We start from the raw sequence: 23,045 nt of genomic DNA on the forward strand, positions 1-23,045 counted from the left end.
TGGATCTGCTCCGTACACAATTGGTCACTCCTAATTTTCACAATGCATGACATCTGCATCTTATCCAGAAACTCAAGTTGCTGCTCTAACCTGCAATCAAAGCAGTCGAACGTCCCCAATCAGCGGCAGCAATTAGCCTTGAACTCATCACAATTGCTTTCAACTGTCCGCTGCATTGGGATTGTTAGCTTGTGTTGTGTGCTGCCGTAGCCACTCCACAAATGCTTCACGCCCTAGCTCACCTGATACGATCGCCAAGACTATATGTTCTTGTTCATCCACAGAGGCATTAATTTCCAACCCATTCAGAACAAGAAAAGTTTCTGTTGCAGCATGACCTGTACGCTTATTTCCGTCTACAAATGGATGATTCATGATGATCGAAAAGCCTAATGCTGCTGCTTTCTTTAGCAAACTTGGGTACAGGTCTTCTCCACCAAACGTCATTCGAGGCTGGGCAATCGCTGATTCCAACAAACCCACAAACCTATATCTCGAATACCCAATGCTCCACCAGATTGTTCAAGAATTCTGCGATGTAGCTCTAATACCTCAATTAGCGTCAAATAGCGGATCATGCCAAACGCCGATATAGTTCAGCGTTTTTTGCGAGCACATAATCGGCTGCATCAACAAAATCACCTTTCTGTAGATTTAGCCAATCCTCAAGGCTTGCCTTCAAAAGCATTTCAGTTGCAATGCCATACACCCTTGCTAGATTCTGTAGCTTTTGGAATTGGCTGTCCGAAAGATCAATTGTGATAGAAGCCACAGCAATTCTTCTCCTAGTATTTCTAAGCCAAGTTTAAAATTCACTCCTAATGATACCCTTGCTGTACCATCTCAGCGCAAGAAACAAAGCCAGTTAACAATTTATTGTACAAAGTTTAGCTGTAGATCCACCCTTTCTATAGTGAATAAACAAACTCTTTGCTGTAGATTTACCCCAGATGGCTGGATCTACAGCAGGGCTGCTGTGTATCTGCCTTAATTAAGGTGGATCTACATTACAGTTCCGTATATTCGCTCAGGTCGTATCAGTAAAATGACTAGAATAAAAGATATATTTTATACAAAAAGGCAAAAGTGTCTGATGTTAGAATCTCGTCCTCGGAAACTGCTCGACCAAGTACGTGATGCAATTCGAGTCAAGCATTACTCAGCACACAGAAAACCTATGATTACTGGATTCGCCGTATTCTATTTCACAACAAACACCATCCCAACGAGATGAGTACAGCCGAGGTAACGCAATTCTTAAGGCATTTAGCAGTAAATGAACAAGTCACGACAACCTCTCAGAACCAAGCACTCAATACCAATCGTTTTCCTTCACTGAGTTGTCTTGCAATAATTAGTAAGTATTGACGCAGTTCGAGCGGGCGCGATCGCGCTACTTGCCTACTATATTAACTCCTAATGGAAACGTGTCATTTCTCACGTATACGGTGTATGTAAGCTTGTGGTTCAACTAATGCTCTACCCTCAAAACGAGACGATTGATTTAAATATTATTTGGCAGGCAGTCACGGACGACTTAATACCTCTTGGTGAGGAAATGTAATAGGTATTTCTCTAAAAATAATAAGTAGCACAAGGATGATTTTATTTAAAGATGTAAATTAATAAATATTATCATATTTCTCTATAGTGAACTATACAAATTAAAGAAGTACACAGACATTTTCATTAAATGTTTTAGAGTTGTTATAAATGTAAAATAAAAATGAGTTAGATCAAAATAATAGTTAAAAATGAAACTCATCGATTATCTTCTAGGAAGTCGTTTTTGGGCATTATGTGTTAAAGAAGTCAATCAGATATTAAGAAATAAACAACTACTTTTTTTACTCTTGTTTCCACCAACAATCCAACTTTTAATCTTTGGCTTCGCACTTAATGCCGATGTGCATAACCTGAAACTAGGAGTTGTAGACTATGCTAATACTTATGAAAGCCGCGAGTTAGTTGCTGCTTTAACAGAAAATCAAATCTTTGTTGCGCAAAATTATAGTTTTAGCGAAGAAGAAATTGCTCAGCAAGTACGCCTAGGACAAGTTACCGCTGGACTAGTGATTCCTCCAGAATTTAATCGCGATTTGGCACAAAATAAAACTGCGGAAGTACAAGTAATCATTGATGGCGTTGATGCAAATACTGCTGGAATTGCTAGCGGTTATGCTACTCAGATCGTCAATCAGTATAGTCGCAGTTTAAATGAAAACCCCACACCACCTTTAGTACAACCACAAAGCGTTTTCTTCTACAATCCTGGTTTATTAAGTAGTTGGTTTTTAGTACCTGGAGTATTAGGAACTGTCATTACACTCACGAGTACGCTTGTTTCCTCTACAACATTAGTACGTGAAAAAGATTCTGGAACGTTAGAACAATTGTTGATGACTCCCGCAGATGCTTGGGAAATTCTTTTAGCAAAAATTGCCCCACTATTTGTACTTTTGATGGGAGATATATTACTAGCATTAAGCGTAGCTCGGATAGTGTTTAGAGTACCACTACAAGGAAGTTTGTTGTTATTTTTGACGCTTGGGGGACTTTACTTATTTGTGGGAATTGGTTTTGGCTTGATGTTGGCGACTTTAGCAAAAAACCAGCAACAAGTCGTTTTGACTTCATTTTTTATCAATTTACCATTGATTCAACTTTCAGGTGCGATCGCACCGATTGAAAGTATGCCAGTTTTCTTCCAATACCTTTCACTACTCAATCCCCTACGCCACTTCGTCGCTATCTCTCGTGGAATTCTCCTCAAAGGCGTTGGTATCGATATTTTATTCCCGCACGTTTTAGCACTTTTCACTTTTGTTGTTGTTTTGTTGACAGTGAGTATTAATCGCTTTCGGAGTCAGTTGAGTTAAGGATAAGTGATGAGTGGCTAGTCGTTAGTGGCTAGAAACGATTCTACTTCGGCTGCGGTGGGTTGCGAGGCGATCGCACCTGGTTTTGTTGTCGTCAAAGCCCCTGCGGCGTTTGCATACTTCACAACCGATCGAGCAACGTCGGGATCTTGCAAGCTACTGATACCTTGTTGATTTAATTGGTGAACAAATGCAGCGAGGAAGCTATCTCCTGCACCTGTGGTATCGACAACTTTGACAGGGAAACTAGGAACTTTGCCTTCATTTTCTCCCAAACAGTAAGCGCAGCCATGTTCGCCGTCGGTGATTAGTACGCCTTCAATCGATTCCAATCGATAGTTGATTGCGCCTGGATCGGTCGTATCAAATAACCATTCGGCTTCTTCTTGAGAAAGTTTGAGAAAATCGATGCGGTTGTAGAGTTTGGGAATAATTTCTCTTGCAGTCGCTTCGCTATCCCAAAATACCGGACGCCAGTTGACATCTAAGACAACTTTCACATCATACTGCTCGGCTAAATCTAAAGCGCGAAATACCGCAGCGCGGCTATCAGGATAAGCAAGTTCTAAAGTTCCTAGCACGAGAAAGTCAGCGCTTTCAAATAATTGCACGGGTAACTTGTCAGCTTGCAAGTACCTATCTGCAAATTCCTCGGTTTTAAACTCGCCAAACCCTGCAAACGTGCGATCGCCGGTTTCTGAACGTACCACATAAACTTGTCGCGTCGGCGCGGTGGGATGGCGTTGTACTCCGGTTATATCAACACCGACATCTTGCAATAGCTGTACGAGGGCGTTTCCTGGTTCATCTTCACCAACACATCCTACAAATCCAGAGGGTGTTCCTAGCTTGACTAAAGCACATGCAACGTTCGCTGGCGCGCCTCCTGGGTATGGCGTCCAAGATTCGACTTGTTCAAGCGATCGCCCGATTTGATCGGCAAGGCAATCAAATAAAATTTCTCCTAGGCACAACACGCGCGGATTCGTCATCGGTCACGGCTATCAATCGACTATACCAGCATAGGAGAAATCGGACATTTGCGCGCGATCGCAACTGAAATTTACCGCATATGAATAGTAGCTAGCTGTTTCTCTGCTTCAGATACCGGTATTTTATTTGAATTATAAACGTTGGACTGGAGTTATTAATTGTTCGTTGCTTTAGCCATTATTGATTAGTCCTGTTGATATAAATTATCCGTTGCTCTTATAAAATAATTTGAGTTAATTTAAATTATTACTTAGACTTTTTTAGCAATCTGTCTTAAAACGATAGAGATTTCTCTATTAACAAGATTTAATATTCCTTTAATAATTAGTGACTTAGACTGAACTAAATCTGCATTAAAAGCTGTATTCTATATGTTTGATGTACTGCTTGAGTATATTCCTCTATTCCTTAAGGAGCATATCACTATTTTTTTAATAGCGCATTTTTGAAAACTGGTGAAAGCATTATGTTGCTTCTCATTTCTTCTTCGAGCCCAGGCAACTATTTATACATATCAATATGCGTAAATAGTGCATGAGATCTTATACATTTCTTGTCTGGTTTTGTTTGCATAGAGAGACTTTGATTCATTCATAACGATAGCCTAAGAATGCAATTAACTAATCGTATCCATTTTCGTAACCTGCGCGGTGATTTATTTGGTGGAATCACTGCTGCAATTGTGTCGTTACCTCTCGCACTAGCCTTCGGTGTTGCCTCTGGTGCAGGTGCGGTAGCAGGTCTTTACGGTGCTGTTTGCGTCGGTTTTTTCGCAGCACTCTTCGGGGGTACGCCCACACTCATTTCTGAGCCAACCGGACCAATGACCGTAGTCTTTACTGGGATTATCGCCAGTTTGACTGCAAGCAACCCAGAAAATGGCTTAGCAATGGCGTTTACAGTCGTCATGCTCGCGGGGCTATTTCAAATCATCTTTGGCGTATTCAAGCTCGGAAAATACATCACGTTGATGCCCTACAGCGTGATTTCAGGCTTTATGTCTGGGATTGGAGTCATCCTCATTATTTTGCAGATTGCTCCTTTTTTAGGACAACCAACTCCCAAGGGCGGCGTTCTCGGTACGGTGCAAAACCTACCGCAGTTGTTGGCAAATATTAATCCGGCTGAGGCTATTTTAGGCGCGCTGAGTTTGGTAATTTTGTTTTTCATGCCACGCAAATTCAAGCGCATCGTTCCACCGCAACTTGTTGCCTTAATTGTTGGCACAATAGTATCTCTTATCTTCTTTCAAGGTGTCGAGATTCGCCGCATCGGCGAGATTCCTACCGGATTGCCACAGATGCAGATGCCCGTCTTCAGTGCTGGAGAAATAACCAGGATGGTCATCGATGGTATCGTGTTAGGAATGCTGGGATGTATTGATACCCTACTCACTGCCGTTATTGCCGATAGCATCACGCGGACGCAGCACAATTCTGACAAAGAACTGGTTGGTCAAGGTATTGCTAATATCGTTTCGGGATTATTTGGGGGATTACCTGGCGCAGGCGCAACAATGGGTACGGTGGTTAACATCCAAACCGGTGCGCGAACAGCACTATCAGGACTAACTCGCGCCATTATTTTACTCGTTGTCTTGTTAGGGGCAGCAAGTTTAACGCAACCAATTCCGATGGCAGTACTCGCGGGGATTGCGCTGAAGGTGGGGATTGATATTCTTGACTGGAGTTTCCTCAAGCGCGCGCATCGAGTTTCGCTCAAGGGAACGCTGATCATGTACGGCGTGCTATTGCTTACTGTCTTTGTTGACTTGATTGTGGCAGTGGGAGTTGGCGTATTTATCGCAAATATCCTGACAATCGAACGGTTATCGCAGCATCAAGCGCAAGACGTTAAAGTTATCAGTGATACCGATGATGACATTATCCTTACTCAAGAAGAAAAGCAGCTTCTGGAGCAAGCAAACAATCGCGTGTTGCTATTCTACCTCAGCGGACCAATGATTTTTGGATTGTCGAAGGCGATCGCCCGCGAACATACCGCGATGGAAGACCACGACGTTCTCATTTTAGATTTAAGCGACGTGCCCATCCTTGGTGTCACAGCTTCGCTAGCAATTGAGAATGCCATCAAAGATGCCGTTGACCAAGGACGTCAAGTCTTTATCGTTGGTGCAACAGAAAAAATCAAGCGTCGATTAGAACGTTTGGGAATTTTCAATCTTCTCCCGCCGCAGAATATCACGATGGATCGTGTTGAAGCTTTGAGACAAGCCGTTGACTACGTTTATCGTTCAGGAAAAATTACTTCAACTAGCGATATTTTAGTCGTGGGTCCAAGCACTGCGGAAGCATATTCCAGTGATGCGCCTGATATGCCGTTACCACAGTAGTACGTCATTTATACTACCAGCCAGCAATTGCTTTCATTAGGCTGTCTTGTGAAAAAAGCTCTTGGGAGTCTTGCCGTGTTTCGACCCCAAGAGCCTTTTTGTTCGTATTACTCCTCACACAACTTGAAGTGTACATCGGTTCTCGCTAAATTCTGAGGAGGATGAATGACACTTTGCAAATTGTCATAACAATTTTGAGCAAAAATCTGAGCCAGTGGCTCGATTTCAGCGAGATTGTTTATAAATGAGCTTATATCGCGTTGCTGTGTGGAGTTATACCGTTTCACTAAAGTTTTTACAAATAGGTAGCTTCGGGTGCTTATGGTGCTAAGAAATCTATGAGTTCTCGATGTTGTGGAGTGAAAAAACCTTTCTTTAATTCAAACCGCAAAACTTTTCCCTATTCCCCTAGCTTCTAGCTGCTGAGGAATGTCACAATGCATAGCGTAACTTTTTTGTAGCTGTGTCGGATAAATCATGACAATGCATCCTGAAATGCAGCGCGCTTTTGAACAAAGACGCGTCCTCAAAATCATCAGTGGTTTGAATAACTTTGATGCAGATCGAGTCGCTGCTACGGTCATTGCAGCCGATCGCGGTGGTGCTACTTTCGTTGATATTGCGGCTGAGCCTGAACTCGTAAAACTGGCTAAAAGCTTGACAAATCTACCAATTTGTGTATCAGCAGTAGAGCCGGAAAAATTTGTTGCGGCGCAAGCAGCTGGGGCTGATTTAATTGAAATTGGTAACTTTGATAGTTTCTACGCGCAAGGGCGGCGATTTGAAGCGGCAGAAGTGCTGGAGTTAACACAAGCTACGCGATCGCTTTTACCCAACATTACGCTATCAGTCACTGTTCCGCATATTCTGGAACTCGACCAGCAAGTGCAGCTAGCAGAAGAACTCGTCAAAGCTGGCGCTGACATTATCCAAACCGAAGGCGGAACGAGCAGTCAACCCGCGCATTCAGGAACGCTAGGACTGATTGAAAAAGCCGCACCTACTTTAGCCGCTGCTTACGAAATCTCTCGCGCTGTATCGGTTCCGGTACTGTGTGCTTCGGGAATTTCTAACGTCACGGCACCACTGGCGATCGCCGCTGGGGCTGCAGGTGTTGGCGTTGGTTCGGCAATTAATCAGCTAAACAGCGAAGTCGCGATGATTGCTGCAGTGCGTAGTCTAGTTGATGCTTTAGCAACTCGAAAGCACACTTGGGTGTAATTATTGGTGATAGGTAATAGGTAATTGGAATTGTATAGTCCTGAGCGATTACCGATTACCTATTACCGCTTTAGCTTAGACAATCTTTGAGCGTATAGATTACGTGGTCTTGCTGCTCGATTGTCATCTCTGGAAACATTGGTAGAGAGAGAACTTCGCGGCTAGCTTGTTCTGAAACTGGTAAGCTACCTGGTTGATAACCAAGATTTTCATAAACTGGTTGTAAATGCAGAGCAAGCGGATAGTACACCATTGAACTTACACCGCGTTCTTGCAGCATTTGACGGATGCGATCGCGATAGTTGCTGTCATTTTTTGTCAGCCGAATTGTATACTGATTCCAAACACCAATACCACCTGTCAGTTCTTGCGGAATCGCAACGTTGGGAATGTGCGCCAAAAATTCGTGATAGCGTTGGGCGATCGCCCGTCGCTGTTCGTTCCATTGGTCAAGATAGCGAAGTTTAATTTGTAAAATCGCGGCTTGAATCGCATCTAATCGGCTATTTACGCCGATTTCTTCATGTATATAGCGCGTTTTACTACCGTGTTCGCGGAGCATGCGGATTTTCGCCGCGATCGCTGCATCATTTGTTGTCATCGCCCCGCCATCGCCACACGCCCCTAAATTTTTTGTCGGGTAAAAACTAAAACAGCCAATGTGTCCGATACTACCGACTTTCTGCCCTGCCCACGTTGCCCCTGTAGATTGGGCGCAGTCTTCAATAACATATAAATTGCGTGCTTGCGCAATTTCCATCACCGCCGTCATATCGACAGGTTGCCCAAACAAGTGAACGGGCATAATTGCTTTAGTTTTGGGCGTAATTGCACTTGCTAACTTCTTTGCATCGAGATTAAACGTCGCTGCGTCAATATCCACAAAAACAGGCGTTGCACCGACCGCCGTAATCACCTCAGTCGTCGCAAAGAAGGTAAACGGCGAGGTAATTACTTCATCACCTGCACCAATTCCTACGGCTTTGAGTGCCAAAAATAACGCATCCGTACCTGAATTACACGCAACGCATTCGGCAACATCTGTATAAGCAGCAAACTGCTGTTCAAAGTCTTTGACAACAGGACCGCCAATATAACCACCAGAAGCCAAAACTTTTAAAACAGCATGGCTGACTTCTGCTTCAATCGTTGTATACTGCCGCACTAAATCTAAAGGAGGGATATTCACGCTGAGACCCATGAGTATTTATTCTTGAAAATATCAAATCAAATGTCGTGCTACAAGAAAATCCGGTTTCGGCTTCTTTTAAGCATTTAGAATGAGAAATTCAGCAAGTTGTTTCGCCAATGAGAGGTCAGAGGTTGCAGGTCAGAAATTAAGGTTTCTCTGGTCACCCACCTCTCACTTCTATTCAAGAAAACTATGGAATCAACAGGTTTAATTAGCTTAGATTTCCTCGATTTAGTGCTTGCGGTGGGATTAATTGCGATCGCCATCGGGTTATCAGCGTGGGAACGGTTAGGACTTGAAATCAATTTAGCGATCGCCGCAGGCAGAACAATTCTACAACTTTTGGTAGTTGGATATGTTTTAGCGTTTGTCTTTGCGCTAGATAATCCTTGGGCAGTTTTGGCGATTTTAGCAGTGATGCTCACGATCGCGGCAGTTGTAGCGCGCAATCGCATTAGTAAAAAAATTCCTTTTGTTTTACCGTTAGTGTGGGGAGCAATCTTTCTGAGCACGGCGGTGACGCTTGCCTACACAAACTTGCTGATTATTCAACCGGTGCGGTGGTACGACCCACAATACCTCATTCCACTTGCAGGAATTGTTTTTGGCAGTGCAATTAACGGCGCAGCGATCGCCGGAGAACGCCTTGTCAGTACAATTAATGCAAGTCAGCTAGAAATCGAAACGCATTTAAGTTTAGGGGCAACTCCCCGACAAGCCGTCGCGCAGTATCGCAGAGATGCCATCAAAGCAGGACTTATTCCGATTCTCAACCAAATGACTGTTGTAGGGATTGTAACGCTTCCAGGAATTATCACAGGTCAACTTTTAAGTGGTGTCGATCCACTTGATGCAGCATCGTACCAAATATTAATTTTGTTTATTCTGGCGTTTGCCAACTTAATTACGGCAATTTTAGTGACGCAAGGGTTGTGTCGCCAGTTTTTTAATGCTGCTGCACAGTTAATCAGGTAGAGCAAAAATCTCTCCTGAGTTGATATTGTTGCATCTTAAATTAGAAGACAATTATGAAATAAATAAGCAACATCAATATGTCTTCTTTATCGGAACAAGTAATACTCATTACTGGAGCTTCCACAGGCATTGGTGCGGCGCTGGCAAAAACTTTATCCGAGCGCTACATGGGTATTCGCTTAGCAATCGCTGCCCGCAATGTCGAAAAACTTGAAGCTGTGGCTGATTTTTGCCGCAAAGCTGGAGCCGAAGTTTTAACAGTACCTACAGATTTAGAAAACCTTGAGCAAGTCGAGGCACTTGCCCAAAGCGCGATCGCGCATTTTGGTCGCATTGATGCTTTAGTCAATAACGCAGGTTACGGACAAATGGGACCTGTGGAGTTGATTCCCATACAAGCCATTCAAAAGCAATTTCAAGTCAACTTAATTGCGCCGCTAGTGCTGATCCGCGCGGTTGTACCGCAAATGCGCAGTCAAGGTGGTGGCAGAATTATTAACATTAGTTCCTTAGGAGGAAGATTAGCGTTCCCCTTCGGAGGTTTATATAGTTCGTCAAAATTTGCTTTAGAAGGGTTGAGCGATGCTTTGCGGATGGAACTTGCTCCATTCAATATTAAAGTTAGTGTTATAGAACCAGGACCTGTCAGCACTAACTTCTTTGCCGCATCAGCCCAAGCAGTCGAGGAAAATGTGACTGCACCTGAAACAAGTCCTTATCGTGCGGCGTTTGCCAAGCTGAAAAACTTAGAAAAACAAACGAGTAACCAAGCTTGGACATCTGAACGCGTTGCTGAAGTGATTATTAAAGCCTTAGTGGCACGTAACCCCCGTCCGCGCTATGTAGCGGCAACAGGTGGCAGAATTTTACTATTTATGATGACTAAAGTTTTACCAACCAAAATAGTAGACGCTTTTTGGCAGAAATTTTATGGTATAGATCTGGTAGCAAAAGACTGGCAAAATAGTCAAGCAGCGAGGAAGTAGAAAGTTGTGTAGCTTATCTCGGTAGAAATTGCTTTGCGTAATTGGTTATCAGCTACTACTACAAAGAGGCTACAGGCGATACATTAAAGGATGAATCAGTTCAAAAAGGGGTTAGCATCTGTGCAGAGCCTTGATTCAAATTCCCCGAACCCCAAACTCTGACCTCTCTCAAAGCTAAACATGGATTTATTAGAGTACCAAGCAAAGGAATGGTTTCGGGAGATGGGCATACCCGTCTTACCGTCGCAACGCATCGATCGCCCAAGCGATATCAAACGACTCAAAATTCCTTATCCTGTGGTACTCAAGTCGCAAGTACGCGTTGGTGGTAGAGGAAGAGCAGGCGGAGTGCGATTTGTGACGAATACAATTGATGCGATCGCCGCTGCGCAAACAATTTTTCACTTATCAATTTTGGGTGAATTACCTGAAGTCTTGCTAGCAGAAGCAAAATACGACGCGGACCGAGAATTTTATTTAGCAATCGTTTTAGATGCAGCGGCGCATCGTCCACTGCTTTTAGGTTCTCCCCAGGGGGGGATTGACGTTGAATCCGCACCTGAACTCTTACAGCAAGTCGTCGTCGATCAAGAATTTTCGCCATTTTATGCGCGACGCTTGACGATCAAAATGGGTTTGCAAGGAGCGCTGATTCAATCAGTTAGCGGGATCGTCGAGAAAATGTATCAGTTGTTCGTGCAGAAAGACTTGGACTTAATAGAAATTAATCCTCTGGGTGTAAGTTCAACAGGAGAACTGATGGCACTCGATGGCAAAGTCAGCGTCAACGATTGCGCGATCGCTCGCCATCCTGATGTTGCTGCGATGGCGGAAAAAATGCTACAGCGCGAGCCAGGACGCAAGTATTCGCTAGAATTAGGAACTTGGGATGAAGTCGATCCCACAAGCCATATCGCGGTTTTGGGAAATGGCGCGGGATTAGTGATGGCAACGATGGATTTACTCGCCGATGCCGGATGTAAGCCTGCAATTTGTCTCAATATAGGACATGGCAGAAGTTGGAATGCAACAACACCCAGCTTTAGCGATCGCCTACAGCAAGGACTCGAATTCTTGAGCGAACAAAAAAATATTCAAATCGTGCTAGTTAATATCCTCGGTACAGTACCCACCCCCGCTGAGTTAGCACAAGTGATTGTGAATTTTGTGCAACGTCGAGAACGAATGACGACGAGCAGATCGCGCGCGCAAACATACTCGCCACGCGTGATTGTGCGGTTTGCAGGTGCAGAGATAGACGCCGCAAAAGAACAACTTGCCGCCGTACAAGTTTCCCTCTTTGAAAGTCTAGATGAAGCAGCAGCACAAGTATCGCGTTTTGCCAAGTCCTCTGGAAGAAGAAAATGAACCTCACCCCAGAAAGTAAAGTTGTCATCCAAGGCATTTGCGAACCACTCATGGCAACGCACGCCGCCCGCATGAAAGCCTATGGCACAAATGTGATTGCGGCAATTAGTCCAGGACAAAGTGGGCAAACGCTTGACGATATACCTGTGTTTGATTTAGTCGAACAAGTAGTCGCCGAGTATGGGGCGATCGACACTACGATTATCTTAGTGCCTCCGTATCAAGCACTCGATGCAGCGTTAGAAGCGATCGCGGCTGGAATTCGCCAAATTGCGATTATCCCTGCGGGAGTTCCACCGATTGATATGGTGCATCTGTTGCGCAAAGCTGAAGCGACAGAAACTTTAATCGTTGGACCAAATAGCCCTGGAATCATTGTCCCAGGCAAAATTCTCTTAGGAACTCATGCTAGTGAATTTTACACTCCTGGACCTGTAGGAATCGTTAGTCGTAGTAGTACGCTCACTTATGAAATTGCTTTAGAGTTAACCAAAGCAGGTATAGGGCAATCAATCGGAGTCAGCATTGGTAGCGATGCCATTACAGGGTCTTCTTTCCTGCAATGGTTGCAAATTTTAGATGAAGACGAAAATACCCAAGCGATCGTCTTAGTCGGAGAACCTGGCGGAAATAGCGAAGAAGCAGCCGCCCGCTACATTGCAGAAACAATCGATAAACCTGTAATTGCCTATATTGCTGGGAGAAACGCCCCCCCAGGTAAACATTGGGGACACACAGGAACTCTCGCTGCGGTTGTCGGACGCGGTGTGAATATTGGGACAACCCAAAGTAAACTGACCGCATTTAAAGAAGCCAAAGTCCCCGTTGCCGATCGCCCTTCTCAGATTCCAAGCTTAGTAAAAAAGGCATTGAAGTAACGGTAGTTTAATACTGTTTCGCTTTGAAGTTGCGACAAATAGAGAGCATCAGAGGCATTGCCTTGTTAATGTGCTTACCTTCAAATACCTCCGCACGGGGGTTTTTGTTGCTTCACTTAGCTTTTGACGCTGACCCCTCCCCGACCCCTGCTATGTAACCTGGTAATTGACTCGCTTGCGGTTTTCGACACAGAATGAGGGCTTCATTAACTGCTTTTGTAAATTCCTCGTCGGTGTCCTCAAATGATATGTGTTGGCGAAAGTAATTACCCCACATAAATTCTTGAAAGGGAACGTTCGATTCTTGATACCCGCCTGCTTCTAAAACAGCCCAAGCTAAACTGCGATACTTGTCATCTTGCAATAGAGCTAAGTTAGCAGGAATTTCATCGGGTTCGATCGGATTTCCATCCTTGTCATACAAGTAAACCCACGCATTCTCCTGCATCATTTGCCAAAACTCTGCTTCTGTTGAGTCTTTACAGTTTTCTAAAACTTTGATGTACACGGTTTCTCTTAGCCCTGTTAGCTGGATAGCACGAGCGCGATGATGATGATCCACGACATAAGGAACTCCATCAGGTGCGATCGCTACCGGAAGAAAGTGTTCGCGCAGATAAGTATCTAACTCTTTGCTACTCATGGCTTTGAATTGTTGAACGCGATAGTTCACCTCGCGATAACCTAACGCTGGCTGGGCTGGATGCAGCAAAGAAACTTCAATCTCACTGAGTGTACCAACTGGTAGTTCACTCGTGTACGTTGGTATTGTTGCCATGTTGAAAAATCCAAATCCTGCAATAAAGATGTAGGCAAGTATCAACACAACAAATGTAACGCGGTTAAATTGGGTCACGACAAGTTACAGAAACTATAGCAGAGGTCAGAGGTTAAGGATCGGGGTTAAACTCCCCTTAGGGAGACCATTATAAGCTTCTGCAATATCCTAACTTTACTGACTAGGGCTATACGTGGTTTGAGCTTGAGTATCTATTCAGAATAGCTGTAAAACTTGATGTGTTGGCACGCAGTCAAATCACAAAGCGATCGCACTTGATACAATAACCTATGACTTTTGCTCCTTTGTTGTATTTTGCTACCGATGCTCGCAATATTCGGTTGGTAGCTACAGATATGGATGGCACGCTCACGCAAAATGGTAAATTCACAACAGAGCTTCTACAAGCATTAGCAGATTTAGCGTCCGCAGGCATTGATGTGTTGATTGTTACAGGACGCTCGGCAGGTTGGGTAAGTGGTTTAACGAATTATTTACCCATCGCAGGGGCGATCGCCGAAAATGGCGGTTTGTTCTATGACTCTGGTTGCGAAACCCCTGCAGCCTTAACAGCGATTCCCGATAAAACTCGCCACCGTACAAAACTCGCACAATGCTTTCAACAACTCCAAACTGAAGTTCCTCAAATTCGCGAATCGAGTGATAATTGTTTTCGCATCACCGATTGGACATTCGATGTCTCTGGGCTAAATACAGTGCAATTGCAAAGACTTGCAGAACTTTGTCAGATTCAAGGCTGGGGCTTTACCTATAGCAATGTGCAATGTCACATCAAACCACTAGGGCAAGATAAAGCTATTGGATTATTGCAAGTATTACACCAATACTATCCGCACTTGACTTTAGAGCAAGTTGTCACTGTAGGCGATAGCCCAAATGACGAAAGTCTATTTGATGCGAGTAAATTTCCGCTTTCTGTAGGCGTTGCCAATGTATTGCATTATACGGAACAACTCGCTCATCAACCAATGTATATTACTGATGCTGCTGAGGGTAAAGGCTTTTGTGAATTGGCTCAATTTTTAATCCAAGCCTCACAGCAAATTTAGTGTAAGACTTACACAGCAGTCATTGGGATTAAATTATTACTTATTCTCAATCTTTTGTAACTACAATGTAAGTCTTATTGATTGGTCTACTGCCAGCTTATAAATGCTTAACTTATTATCTTTAAGTATATCCAACATTTATTATGGAAGAAATAAATTGAGCATTACTTCTTCTAGCACGTTCATAATTACTAATTACTCTATTTTGTATAGCTCTTTCGGCACCATATATAATTAATACTCCTAACAGCACATCAGGTTCAACAATCGGTAAATCGCTGTTAAGATAATTATTTGTTGTTACCTGCAAAACACTTTCATTCTGATAAATAATCACTGGTGGCTCAATTGAGTATGGGTTGTAAGGGCTGTGCAATCCATGGGTTCCGCCATACATGCTGTGAGGATTTCTGATACTTGCTAGTCCGTAGTTACTACCGTGTAAACCTTGAGAATTACAAATCGAAAGTGGGTGGTCGAAATCGCTCGAAACTAAACCAAGAAATTCGCCATCAGGTGCATACAAAGAACTGCGTCCATCAATTGCTAATAGGAAATCTACAAGTTGCATTGTCAATAAATATAAACGGTTACTCCTAAAATAAACTTGTGGAATTAGAGACTAACACAGAGTATTTACTGAAATTTGCTAGCATCTATTTGCGAGTGAATTTGTAACTAAATAAGTAGAATTTACTTACATAAAACTACTTAAAGATTATTGACTACGTTTATGCGATCGCCAACTTCATTTGAGCAAACTTGAAGGGAATCGTAGAGCCTTTGTGATTCATGCAAGAAGACTACTGACGCGATCGCTTCTGTTTTAACCTCACAAATTTATCATTATTATTCCATAAGATGAGGTAAACATTATAAAAGGTATTCTTATTACTTTTCTTCTTTTCTCTTTCCCCCTCCAAATAGTAGGGAAATAAGACCTAATACAATCAGTCCGCCGCCTTTAGTATAGAGAAAAATACTAATAATGTTTTCCCACCACGTACATCCCCACCGACTACTACAAACCTCTAAAAAAAATAGTTGGTTGAGAATCATTAAAAATTTCTCCTATTTTATATACAATTCTTGCTCTGCGAAGCAAGTAACATATTCATTGCAATTATATCTTTATCAAAGTAGCAATCAATACTGAGTATTTACGGAAAAATAACAGGACAAACTAAGTCGCAAACTTAGGTAGGTTTACGAGTAATAACTCAAGAAGCATCAGCTAGAGTAGATACACAGAAAATTGCGATCGTCAAATCACCTCAAGTTTCTTAAAGTACAACAAATCTTCTCTATATTTTTTTTGATAAGAGTTTCACTAATTTTTGGTATCAATTACTAATTCTTTTTCTTTTACAGATAAGTTGCGTGGTGTAAATAATGCTTTAGATGCAGATTCACCCGCTTTTTTAATGTCATTTAGCATCGATAAAGTACATAAACCTAAAATCAGCCATTGCACAAAAATTGCTAGTAAAATACTACCTTGAGCTGATTTGATAGCTTCCCAAGCATAAGGAGTAAATAACCACAGTAAATTTTCACCTGCAAAATAACGAGAAACTAAATTAAATATTACGGGCCACATAAATATAGCAATAAACAATCCAGCAATCCATAGTACTGTTTTTTGAGTTATTCTTAGGACAATGATTTGTGTAATAATAGTACAAAACAGCATGAAGTTGCAGTAAACTAGTAAACTTAATAGACCTATTACTCGGTCTGACATTGCTAAATTGAGAAATAACCAATTAATTAAGAAAATTGATGCGATCGCTAAATTCAATAATATCGCTAATACCGCAGGACTCTTCTCCTTCCACATCAAATCTTTAATAAGTGAAAACTGCCAAAGTTGTTTACTCGGAAATAATTGTCTATATCTTGCCCAATCTTGTACCGCTTGACGCGACGGTGTTATCGACGCAATCAAGGCTAAAAACATTATTAAATTGAAATCTAGAAGAAATTGAAAGTCATACCACGATCCCTCATGCGTAGGAATACCTTTTGTTGAAAATGTTGCAAAACCTAAGATGGTAATTTGGAAGCAGAATATTAAAAAATAACTTTGTCGTTTACTTAATAAAGTCTGACGGGGATTTGGAAATCGTCGCTGTAAAGCTTGCCAGACCCAATATGTCCACAAACTGTAATTTAATATAATAGCACCAGCTAAGCTCAGAACATTGGCTCCTATTGGTAAAGAAAACCACCGCCATGCATTTAAAGCTGGCATAGATAAACCAGGATAAAAACTTAAACGAGTCGCTACACTTAGATAAGGAATTATTTGATTAGGTGAAAATAAAAATAGCCAATCAATAAGCGTACCTGTAGGAGAAGAAAAATAAGTCATCCACAAAAAAAATAAAACTCCACCGATAGCTAACCAAGCTGACATAGCGAAGGAAGAATTGATTAAGCTGAATAATAAAGCAGCACTGTAAAAGAAACCACATCCAGCAATCAAAATGGCATAAAAAATTAAAATAAGGTGTAAAGGAATTTGAGCAGCTAGACCGGCTTTTAAATGCAAAGGAATTGCTAAAATAGCTATAAAATAAAGTAAACTTGGTACTCCTAATAATTTACCAATTAAAATAGTTTTTGGCGACTGAGGACTGAGCAGAAGAAAATTTATTGTGCCTCGATGCTGTTCGGTATATAAATCATGTATTAATAGATATGTTCCTCCTACTAATAAAGCAAAAGTGCCAACAAGAGTTAGACTTATAAATAAGTTTAGCCACCAAAATTGCCAACTTATAAGAAGATCGCCAAAATTACTTACAATACATACGCGTAGCCCTTCATAAACTCTGTCTCCTGTACAATTTCTATGAAAAACCACTGCTTTATTTGAGGGAATTGGCAATTGAAATTGCAACATCATATAAAGTAAAGTTTGACCAAGTATGGATATTGCTCCTGCAATAAATACATTACTCCGCGTGACTTTACTTTTAAGTTCGCGCAGTAGTTGAGGATTCCAATCTCCTGGCGCATCAATTAGATTGAGTTTCATAGATAGTAGTTATTCAATAAGAATTAAATACCAAGGTAATGAGTTAAATAGTATTCTTATTTGAGTTGCGTTTTTTGAACTAAATAGAAAGAATATTAAAAATACAGTAGGAATAAATATTTACTTGTTAAATCACGATACTTGTTTATGACCCAAACTTAGAAAAATTGTTTCTAAATCCTCTTGAGTACATTGAAAATTAGTTAAAAGAATATTTGCTTGAATAAGCGATCGCAGTAATTCTGCACAATCTTTCTCATTACCATCAAAATCTATGCTTACTTGCTTTGGGGCGATAACTTCCCACGCTTTGACTAAAGGATGGTTATTCAATTGTATTTGCAGATCTTGTAAATCACCTAAAGTTGATAACAATATTTGACGATGACTTAAGCGCCGATACAAATCTTCTAACCGCGCACTTTCGACAAGATAGCCTAACTCCATAATCCCTACTGAAGTACATAATTCAGCTAAGTCACTCAAAATGTGTGAGGAAATGAGAATTGTCATTCCGGCTTCTTGAAGTACCTTAATAATCTCGCGAAATTGCCTTCTGGCGATTGGGTCAAGTCCCGAAACTGGTTCATCGAGTAGAAGTAAAATTGGTTCGTGTAGAATTGTTCGTGCTAAACTTAGGCGCTGTTTCATCCCTCGCGAAAGCGTGGAAATCAAACTTTTACGCTTGTATTGCAGTTGCACAAGTTCTAAAACTTCATGGAGTCGTTGCGTGCGACGCGGTTCTCGTAAGTAATATAACCGTGCAAAATAATCGAGGTAATCCCAAACTGTGAGATTGTCGTACAGCGGAAAATTATCAGGAAGATAGCCCAAGCGGCGTTTGAGCGTAACATGACTTTGGTCTAATAATAAGCGATCGCCATGAAGATAAATCTCGCCCTTTGTTGGTTCTTCCGCTGTTGCTAACATCCGAATTAATGTTGTTTTACCCGCGCCGTTTGGTCCAATTAACCCATAAACTTCACCCGTTGCGATTTGTAAATCAACGTCATTGACAGCAACATGACGGTCAAATTGCTTCGTCAAACCGCAAGTCCGAACCGCGAGTTCTCTTGCCATAAATGCTTAGTAACATATTTGACACTAGCGTAACTCTTTTTTGGGCGACACACTATCCATTCCCAAAACTGTAACGCCCCTCACCCCTCCTTTGCTGTATGATCAATGACTTGCAAGCGTTGCCAGAAAAACTATGACTACTCAGTACCGCATTACCCTCTTACCAGGCGATGGCATTGGTCCAGAAATCATGTTAGTCGCGGTAGATGTACTGAAGGTAGTGGGTAAACAGCTAGATATCCGTTTTGAATTTCAAGAAGCCTTGATTGGAGGTGCAGCGATTGATGCGACAGGAGAACCGCTACCACCCACGACACTAGAAATGTGTAAAAACAGCGATGCTGTTTTGCTTGCGGCGATCGGTGGTTACAAGTGGGACAATCTACCGCGTCATCTCCGCCCAGAAACCGGATTACTTGCACTGCGTGCGGGTTTGGGACTATTTGCTAACTTGCGCCCAGCTAAAATTTTGCCACAACTAATCGATGCCTCTAGCTTGAAGCCGGAAGTTGTTGCTGGCGTAGATATCATGGTGGTACGCGAACTGACTGGCGGAGTTTATTTTGGTCAACCCAAAGGCATTTTCACCACCGAAACCGGAGAAAAACGCGGTGTGAATACAATGGCGTACACCGAAGCCGAAATCGATCGCATCGGGCGCGTCGCGTTTGAAACCGCACGAAAACGCCAAAGAAAACTTTGTTCAGTCGATAAAGCAAATGTGTTAGAAGTTTCGCAGTTGTGGCGCGATCGCATGACGCAATTAGCCACCGAATACCCGGACGTCGAACTTTCGCATATGTACGTCGATAACGCCGCGATGCAGTTGGTGCGCTATCCCAAGCAATTTGACACGATTGTGACAGGTAATCTCTTCGGTGACATCCTTTCGGATGCAGCGGCGATGTTGACAGGAAGTATCGGAATGTTACCTTCTGCCAGTTTAGGCGCTTCTGGTCCTGGAGTGTTTGAACCTGTTCATGGTTCCGCCCCCGACATTGCAGGACAAGATAAAGCGAATCCTTTAGCGCAAGTTCTAAGTGCGGCGATGATGCTGCGCTATGGATTAAATCAACCTGTAGCCGCCGATCGCATCGAAAATGCGGTGTTGCAAGTTTTAGATCGCGGCGATCGCACTGGCGATATTATGTCTCCAGGAATGAATCTCTTAGGCTGTCGGGCAATGGGTGAAGCTTTGATTGAAGTTTTGAGAAATGAGGGGTGAGTTAACCTCATTAAAACTCATAACAGGGTGCAACAAAGATCGGTAGTGCATATAAAATCTAAACGAACTTAATTGACCTACTAGAATTGAGTGACCCTATACTACTAAGAGCGGCTCGTCAAATCTATCTCACCTATCGAGAATTGCGACCAGACACCGCCAAACAACCAACAGGTGTGGTAATCAATCGCTTAACCTATCGTGGGAGGTTACTTTTTTCCAAAAAACCAATTCTTCTACCTTTAGAGGAATTCATTCCCATCGGTGAAATTGAAAACAACGAAGACGAATCTGATTTTTGATCGCTGATGGCGAGTGCTTCTAAACAAAGTAGGGAAACATAATGAAGGAAAAAGCCCTACACTATAGTTCCTCTTAATGATCGACTTTCTATTTACGAGCTTCGCTACTGTCATTGTATTTGCCTTAGGCGCATCCATTGGTAGCTTTATCAATGTCGTTGTTTACCGCTTACCCGCTGGATTATCTATTGTTTCGCCACCTTCGCGCTGTCCGCGTTGCTTGCATCGGTTAGGGAAAGGAGAAAATATTCCCGTTCTAGGTTGGTTACGGTTAAAAGGGCGCTGTCGTCACTGTCGTGCAGCGATCGCCGTTCGCTATCCGCTGGTAGAAGCTGCGACAGGATTGATATTTTTACTGATTTTTTGGCGATTTGGTGTTTCGATGCAAACAATCGGATCTTGGATATTTTGCAGTTGGCTATTGGCATTATCACTGATCGACCTTGATACAATGACGCTACCAGATCGCTTGACAAAATCAGGATTAGTTGTCGGTTTGCTCTTTGGCGTCATCGCCAGTTTAATCGTACAAGCCCCTGTCGAGGGGGTCGCGTATCAGTTCATGTCGCGTGTCGTTGGCGCAGTGTTAGGAATCTGGATGTTTGATGCGATCGCGCTATTCGGTTCGCTAGCACTAGGACAAGCAGCAATGGGCGCAGGAGATGCTAAATTAGCTGCAATGTTGGGCGCATGGTTAGGGTGGAAATATCTCTTGTTAGCGGGGTTTCTAGCGTGTGCTATTGGCGCATTTATAGGTGGCGGGGCGATCGCCTTAGGTATCCTCTCTAGACGGCAGAAAATGCCTTTTGGTCCCTTTCTCGCGCTAGGTGCAGTCATTGCCCTCTTCAGTGGCGATGCGATTCTCGCTGCCTATTTCCGGTTAATCTTTCCGGCAATTTAATTTATTCTCCTCTGCGTCCTGTACTCTCTCCGACTGCCTCAGTTCTGCTAAAATCTCTGTGTGTCATGGATCACGCTAAGAACCACAAGCAGGCGCTGGGAAGCTGAGTTAATGTGTCAATTGTTAACGGCGCACGATATTCCTGCGCGGGTAGTTGACTTGGGAATAGCGTCATATTTTGGCAGCGGTAGCCCAGCTGCGTTACAAGTCCACGCTCAAGATCGATGGGCAGCGCTACTTTTACTCAGCCCGATTGAAGCCGAGGACGATGATACATCGTCTAGCGAATAGTTGGAATACCAAGATTTTTGGGGTTAGGCAATTATCTGAGTTTTCACCCTCTGCCTTCTTGCTTCCTACCCCTCGCCACACCATCCAAAACTAAAAATTATAGGAGTTTATTTCCAAGCGGCTCCTGACTTGATTAATATAAATATTGCTACTCAAAATATGGCAAAGTTTAATGTCTCTGTTTGATTGGTTTGCAAATCGGCGAAAGTCTGGTCCTATTAGCCAGGAACGCCAAGAGCGTGACATTGCTGATGGGTTGTGGAGTAAATGTGCGGCTTGTGGAGTTTTGGCGTATACCAAAGACCTGCGAGCTAATCAAATGGTCTGCCCAGAGTGTGGACATCACGTACGGGTAGATAGCAACGAACGCATCCGACAATTGATCGACGCGAATACCTGGCAACCACTCGATGAGTCGATCGGCCCAACCGATCCGCTACAATTTCGCGATCGCAAAGCGTATAGCGATCGCCTCCGCGAAACGCAGGAAAAAACTGGGTTAGTCGATGCTGTCCAAACAGGTTTCGGGCAACTCGATAAATTGCCTGTCGCTTTGGCAGTGATGGACTTCCGATTTATGGGCGGTAGTATGGGTTCGGTTGTCGGCGAAAAAATTACGCGCTTAATCGAACGCGCCACCCAAAAGCGCTATCCCGTAATTATTGTTTGTGCATCGGGTGGAGCAAGAATGCAAGAGGGAATGCTCAGCCTCATGCAAATGGCAAAAATTTCCGCTGCCTTAGAATGCCATCGCGAAGCTCGACTTTTATACATTCCTGTTTTGACAAATCCAACAACCGGTGGAGTCACTGCCAGCTTTGCCATGTTGGGCGATATCATCATCGCCGAACCCAAAGCAACGATCGGATTTGCTGGTCGCCGCGTTATCGAACAAACGTTACGCGAAAAGTTACCAGAAGAGTTTCAAACTGCAGAAGATTTATTGCAGCACGGCTTTGTCGATGCGATCGTGCCGAGAACTCAACTGAAAAAAACGCTAGCACAGCTAATCGACCTGCACCAACCCGTCGCCCCTACGCATCACCAGATATTGCAACTAGAAGCAATTGCGTTAACGGCGAGAGAAGGATGAGTGGCTAGTGATGAGTGATGAGTTATGTTCGCGTAGCGTGCCAAAGGCATTTATTAAAAGAATCTTAATAACTCAACACGCCTCGGCTTCCCTGCTGGAAAAACTCAGATTCTTATCAAAAGTAAACAAATTGCTCAGTGACATGATATTGATATTAGAGCAGCTTAATCTCTAACAGTCACTTAACAATCATTCATTATGGGTTTTGCAGATGTGTCCATTGCAGAATTAGCAGCGGACTACAACCTCACAGTAGAAGAAGTGTTTTCTTTGTGCGAGCAACTGGGTATTGCTTACAAGTCGTCTAAGACTCGTCTGCCCTTAGAAGATGCCAAAGCAATTATCTCCCACATTAAGGAGAAAGAGACAGATTCTCAAACAGAGACTTCTACATGATATTGCGTCAGAACTTCCTTG

General features: G+C 42.9%; 22 protein-coding genes and 1 pseudogene. 15 read left to right on the forward strand and 8 right to left on the reverse strand.

What is annotated here, in order from left to right; genetic code table 11:
- Nucleotides 1–159: 159 nt before the first annotated feature.
- Together B1A85_RS21120 and B1A85_RS21125 are read right to left on the reverse strand one after the other, a co-directional pair.
- Nucleotides 160–578: pseudogene (locus B1A85_RS21120) on the reverse strand (type II toxin-antitoxin system death-on-curing family toxin).
- Nucleotides 575–772, reverse strand: coding sequence for a DNA-binding protein (locus tag B1A85_RS21125; RefSeq protein ID WP_104548703.1), 198 nt, complete (start codon nucleotides 770–772; stop codon nucleotides 575–577). Before B1A85_RS21125 ends, B1A85_RS21120 begins: the two are co-directional and overlap by 4 nt.
- A gap of 425 nt (nucleotides 773–1,197) precedes the next feature.
- On the opposite strand from B1A85_RS21125, the gene B1A85_RS26340 reads away from it, so the two are divergent.
- Nucleotides 1,198–1,368 (forward strand): phage integrase N-terminal SAM-like domain-containing protein, encoded by a 171-nt coding sequence (locus B1A85_RS26340; RefSeq protein ID WP_371681700.1) that lies wholly within the window; start codon nucleotides 1,198–1,200, stop codon nucleotides 1,366–1,368.
- 386 nt (nucleotides 1,369–1,754) lie between these two features.
- Complete coding sequence (locus B1A85_RS21135) at nucleotides 1,755–2,879, forward strand: ABC transporter permease (RefSeq protein WP_104548704.1); 1,125 nt, start codon at nucleotides 1,755–1,757, stop codon at nucleotides 2,877–2,879.
- Nucleotides 2,880–2,896: 17 nt separating this feature from the next.
- Here B1A85_RS21135 and B1A85_RS21140 read toward each other — a convergent pair whose 3' ends face one another.
- Complete coding sequence (locus tag B1A85_RS21140) at nucleotides 2,897–3,871, reverse strand: carbohydrate kinase (protein WP_104548705.1); 975 nt, start codon at nucleotides 3,869–3,871, stop codon at nucleotides 2,897–2,899.
- Between the two features lie 611 nt (nucleotides 3,872–4,482).
- Between B1A85_RS21140 and B1A85_RS21145 the strand changes: the two genes are divergently transcribed.
- Together B1A85_RS21145 and B1A85_RS21150 are read left to right on the forward strand one after the other, a co-directional pair.
- Nucleotides 4,483–6,225, forward strand: a complete 1,743-nt coding sequence (locus tag B1A85_RS21145; RefSeq protein ID WP_104548706.1) for a SulP family inorganic anion transporter — start codon at nucleotides 4,483–4,485, stop codon at nucleotides 6,223–6,225.
- A gap of 477 nt (nucleotides 6,226–6,702) precedes the next feature.
- Complete coding sequence (locus B1A85_RS21150) at nucleotides 6,703–7,446, forward strand: DUF561 domain-containing protein (protein ID WP_104548707.1); 744 nt, start codon at nucleotides 6,703–6,705, stop codon at nucleotides 7,444–7,446.
- Nucleotides 7,447–7,516: 70 nt separating this feature from the next.
- Here B1A85_RS21150 and B1A85_RS21155 read toward each other — a convergent pair whose 3' ends face one another.
- A complete protein-coding gene (locus B1A85_RS21155; protein WP_104548708.1) occupies nucleotides 7,517–8,647 on the reverse strand; it encodes a DegT/DnrJ/EryC1/StrS aminotransferase family protein in 1,131 nt (376 codons plus the stop codon).
- 183 nt (nucleotides 8,648–8,830) lie between these two features.
- Here B1A85_RS21155 and fetB point away from each other — a divergent pair, with 183 nt between their 5' ends.
- The 4 genes from fetB (at nucleotide 8,831) to B1A85_RS21175 (ending at nucleotide 12,845) form a co-directional block, all read left to right on the forward strand.
- Complete coding sequence (gene fetB / locus B1A85_RS21160; RefSeq protein WP_104548709.1) at nucleotides 8,831–9,613, forward strand: iron export ABC transporter permease subunit FetB; 783 nt, start codon at nucleotides 8,831–8,833, stop codon at nucleotides 9,611–9,613.
- Between the two features lie 77 nt (nucleotides 9,614–9,690).
- Entirely contained in the window at nucleotides 9,691–10,599 is a 909-nt protein-coding gene (locus B1A85_RS21165) for an SDR family oxidoreductase (protein WP_104548710.1), read from the forward strand.
- A gap of 180 nt (nucleotides 10,600–10,779) precedes the next feature.
- The gene (locus B1A85_RS21170) at nucleotides 10,780–11,967 is read left to right on the forward strand and encodes a succinate--CoA ligase subunit beta (RefSeq protein ID WP_104548711.1); all 1,188 of its coding nucleotides are present in this window, start codon (nucleotides 10,780–10,782) and stop codon (nucleotides 11,965–11,967) included.
- Complete coding sequence (locus tag B1A85_RS21175; protein WP_104548712.1) at nucleotides 11,964–12,845, forward strand: CoA-binding protein; 882 nt, start codon at nucleotides 11,964–11,966, stop codon at nucleotides 12,843–12,845. The genes B1A85_RS21170 and B1A85_RS21175 overlap by 4 nt, the downstream gene beginning before the upstream one ends.
- A gap of 112 nt (nucleotides 12,846–12,957) precedes the next feature.
- On the opposite strand, the gene B1A85_RS21180 is transcribed toward B1A85_RS21175, so the two are convergent.
- Nucleotides 12,958–13,701, reverse strand: coding sequence for a ParB-like protein (locus B1A85_RS21180; protein WP_210404644.1), 744 nt, complete (start codon nucleotides 13,699–13,701; stop codon nucleotides 12,958–12,960).
- 212 nt (nucleotides 13,702–13,913) lie between these two features.
- On the opposite strand from B1A85_RS21180, the gene B1A85_RS21185 reads away from it, so the two are divergent.
- Complete coding sequence (locus tag B1A85_RS21185) at nucleotides 13,914–14,693, forward strand: HAD family hydrolase (protein ID WP_104548713.1); 780 nt, start codon at nucleotides 13,914–13,916, stop codon at nucleotides 14,691–14,693.
- 121 nt (nucleotides 14,694–14,814) lie between these two features.
- Here B1A85_RS21185 and B1A85_RS21190 read toward each other — a convergent pair whose 3' ends face one another.
- From B1A85_RS21190 to B1A85_RS21200, 3 genes are all read right to left on the reverse strand, one after another.
- Entirely contained in the window at nucleotides 14,815–15,264 is a 450-nt protein-coding gene (locus B1A85_RS21190) for a hypothetical protein (RefSeq protein ID WP_104548714.1), read from the reverse strand.
- A gap of 759 nt (nucleotides 15,265–16,023) precedes the next feature.
- A complete protein-coding gene (locus tag B1A85_RS21195) occupies nucleotides 16,024–17,736 on the reverse strand; it encodes an ABC transporter permease subunit (protein ID WP_104548715.1) in 1,713 nt (570 codons plus the stop codon).
- Nucleotides 17,737–17,868: 132 nt separating this feature from the next.
- Complete coding sequence (locus B1A85_RS21200) at nucleotides 17,869–18,816, reverse strand: ABC transporter ATP-binding protein (RefSeq protein ID WP_104548716.1); 948 nt, start codon at nucleotides 18,814–18,816, stop codon at nucleotides 17,869–17,871.
- Between the two features lie 133 nt (nucleotides 18,817–18,949).
- Here B1A85_RS21200 and leuB point away from each other — a divergent pair, with 133 nt between their 5' ends.
- From leuB to B1A85_RS21230, 6 genes are all read left to right on the forward strand, one after another.
- The gene (leuB, locus tag B1A85_RS21205; protein WP_104548717.1) at nucleotides 18,950–20,041 is read left to right on the forward strand and encodes a 3-isopropylmalate dehydrogenase; all 1,092 of its coding nucleotides are present in this window, start codon (nucleotides 18,950–18,952) and stop codon (nucleotides 20,039–20,041) included.
- A gap of 86 nt (nucleotides 20,042–20,127) precedes the next feature.
- Nucleotides 20,128–20,343, forward strand: coding sequence for a hypothetical protein (locus B1A85_RS21210; RefSeq protein ID WP_246841501.1), 216 nt, complete (start codon nucleotides 20,128–20,130; stop codon nucleotides 20,341–20,343).
- A gap of 76 nt (nucleotides 20,344–20,419) precedes the next feature.
- Nucleotides 20,420–21,244 carry an A24 family peptidase gene (locus B1A85_RS21215; RefSeq protein WP_104548719.1) on the forward strand — a complete coding sequence of 275 codons (825 nt, stop codon included), beginning with the start codon at nucleotides 20,420–20,422 and terminating at the stop codon, nucleotides 21,242–21,244.
- 60 nt (nucleotides 21,245–21,304) lie between these two features.
- Nucleotides 21,305–21,535: a putative signal transducing protein gene (locus tag B1A85_RS21220; protein WP_104548720.1), complete on the forward strand. Its 231-nt coding sequence runs from the start codon at nucleotides 21,305–21,307 to the stop codon at nucleotides 21,533–21,535.
- Nucleotides 21,536–21,707: 172 nt separating this feature from the next.
- Nucleotides 21,708–22,628: an acetyl-CoA carboxylase, carboxyltransferase subunit beta gene (gene accD / locus B1A85_RS21225; RefSeq protein WP_104548721.1), complete on the forward strand. Its 921-nt coding sequence runs from the start codon at nucleotides 21,708–21,710 to the stop codon at nucleotides 22,626–22,628.
- Between the two features lie 198 nt (nucleotides 22,629–22,826).
- Nucleotides 22,827–23,024, forward strand: coding sequence for a translation initiation factor IF-2 (locus tag B1A85_RS21230; RefSeq protein ID WP_104548722.1), 198 nt, complete (start codon nucleotides 22,827–22,829; stop codon nucleotides 23,022–23,024).
- Nucleotides 23,025–23,045: the final 21 nt, after the last annotated feature.

This window comes from Chroococcidiopsis sp. TS-821 (assembly GCF_002939305.1).
In the GTDB taxonomy this organism is placed as follows: domain Bacteria; phylum Cyanobacteriota; class Cyanobacteriia; order Cyanobacteriales; family Chroococcidiopsidaceae; genus Chroogloeocystis.

Excerpts from the sequence above, each read along its gene's own strand:
- B1A85_RS21135 (WP_104548704.1), top strand. The coding sequence starts at position 1,755 with ATGAAACTCATCGATTATCTTCTAGGAAGTCGTTTTTGGGCATTATGT.
- B1A85_RS21140 (WP_104548705.1), bottom strand. The coding sequence starts at position 3,871 with ATGACGAATCCGCGCGTGTTGTGCCTAGGAGAAATTTTATTTGATTGC.
- B1A85_RS21145 (WP_104548706.1), top strand. The coding sequence starts at position 4,483 with ATGCAATTAACTAATCGTATCCATTTTCGTAACCTGCGCGGTGATTTA.
- B1A85_RS21150 (WP_104548707.1), top strand. The coding sequence starts at position 6,703 with ATGACAATGCATCCTGAAATGCAGCGCGCTTTTGAACAAAGACGCGTC.
- B1A85_RS21155 (WP_104548708.1), bottom strand. The coding sequence starts at position 8,647 with ATGGGTCTCAGCGTGAATATCCCTCCTTTAGATTTAGTGCGGCAGTAT.
- fetB (WP_104548709.1), top strand. The coding sequence starts at position 8,831 with ATGGAATCAACAGGTTTAATTAGCTTAGATTTCCTCGATTTAGTGCTT.
- B1A85_RS21165 (WP_104548710.1), top strand. The coding sequence starts at position 9,691 with ATGTCTTCTTTATCGGAACAAGTAATACTCATTACTGGAGCTTCCACA.
- B1A85_RS21170 (WP_104548711.1), top strand. The coding sequence starts at position 10,780 with ATGGATTTATTAGAGTACCAAGCAAAGGAATGGTTTCGGGAGATGGGC.
- B1A85_RS21175 (WP_104548712.1), top strand. The coding sequence starts at position 11,964 with ATGAACCTCACCCCAGAAAGTAAAGTTGTCATCCAAGGCATTTGCGAA.
- B1A85_RS21185 (WP_104548713.1), top strand. The coding sequence starts at position 13,914 with ATGACTTTTGCTCCTTTGTTGTATTTTGCTACCGATGCTCGCAATATT.
- B1A85_RS21190 (WP_104548714.1), bottom strand. The coding sequence starts at position 15,264 with ATGCAACTTGTAGATTTCCTATTAGCAATTGATGGACGCAGTTCTTTG.
- B1A85_RS21195 (WP_104548715.1), bottom strand. The coding sequence starts at position 17,736 with ATGAAACTCAATCTAATTGATGCGCCAGGAGATTGGAATCCTCAACTA.
- B1A85_RS21200 (WP_104548716.1), bottom strand. The coding sequence starts at position 18,816 with ATGGCAAGAGAACTCGCGGTTCGGACTTGCGGTTTGACGAAGCAATTT.
- leuB (WP_104548717.1), top strand. The coding sequence starts at position 18,950 with ATGACTACTCAGTACCGCATTACCCTCTTACCAGGCGATGGCATTGGT.
- B1A85_RS21215 (WP_104548719.1), top strand. The coding sequence starts at position 20,420 with ATGATCGACTTTCTATTTACGAGCTTCGCTACTGTCATTGTATTTGCC.
- accD (WP_104548721.1), top strand. The coding sequence starts at position 21,708 with ATGTCTCTGTTTGATTGGTTTGCAAATCGGCGAAAGTCTGGTCCTATT.
- B1A85_RS21230 (WP_104548722.1), top strand. The coding sequence starts at position 22,827 with ATGGGTTTTGCAGATGTGTCCATTGCAGAATTAGCAGCGGACTACAAC.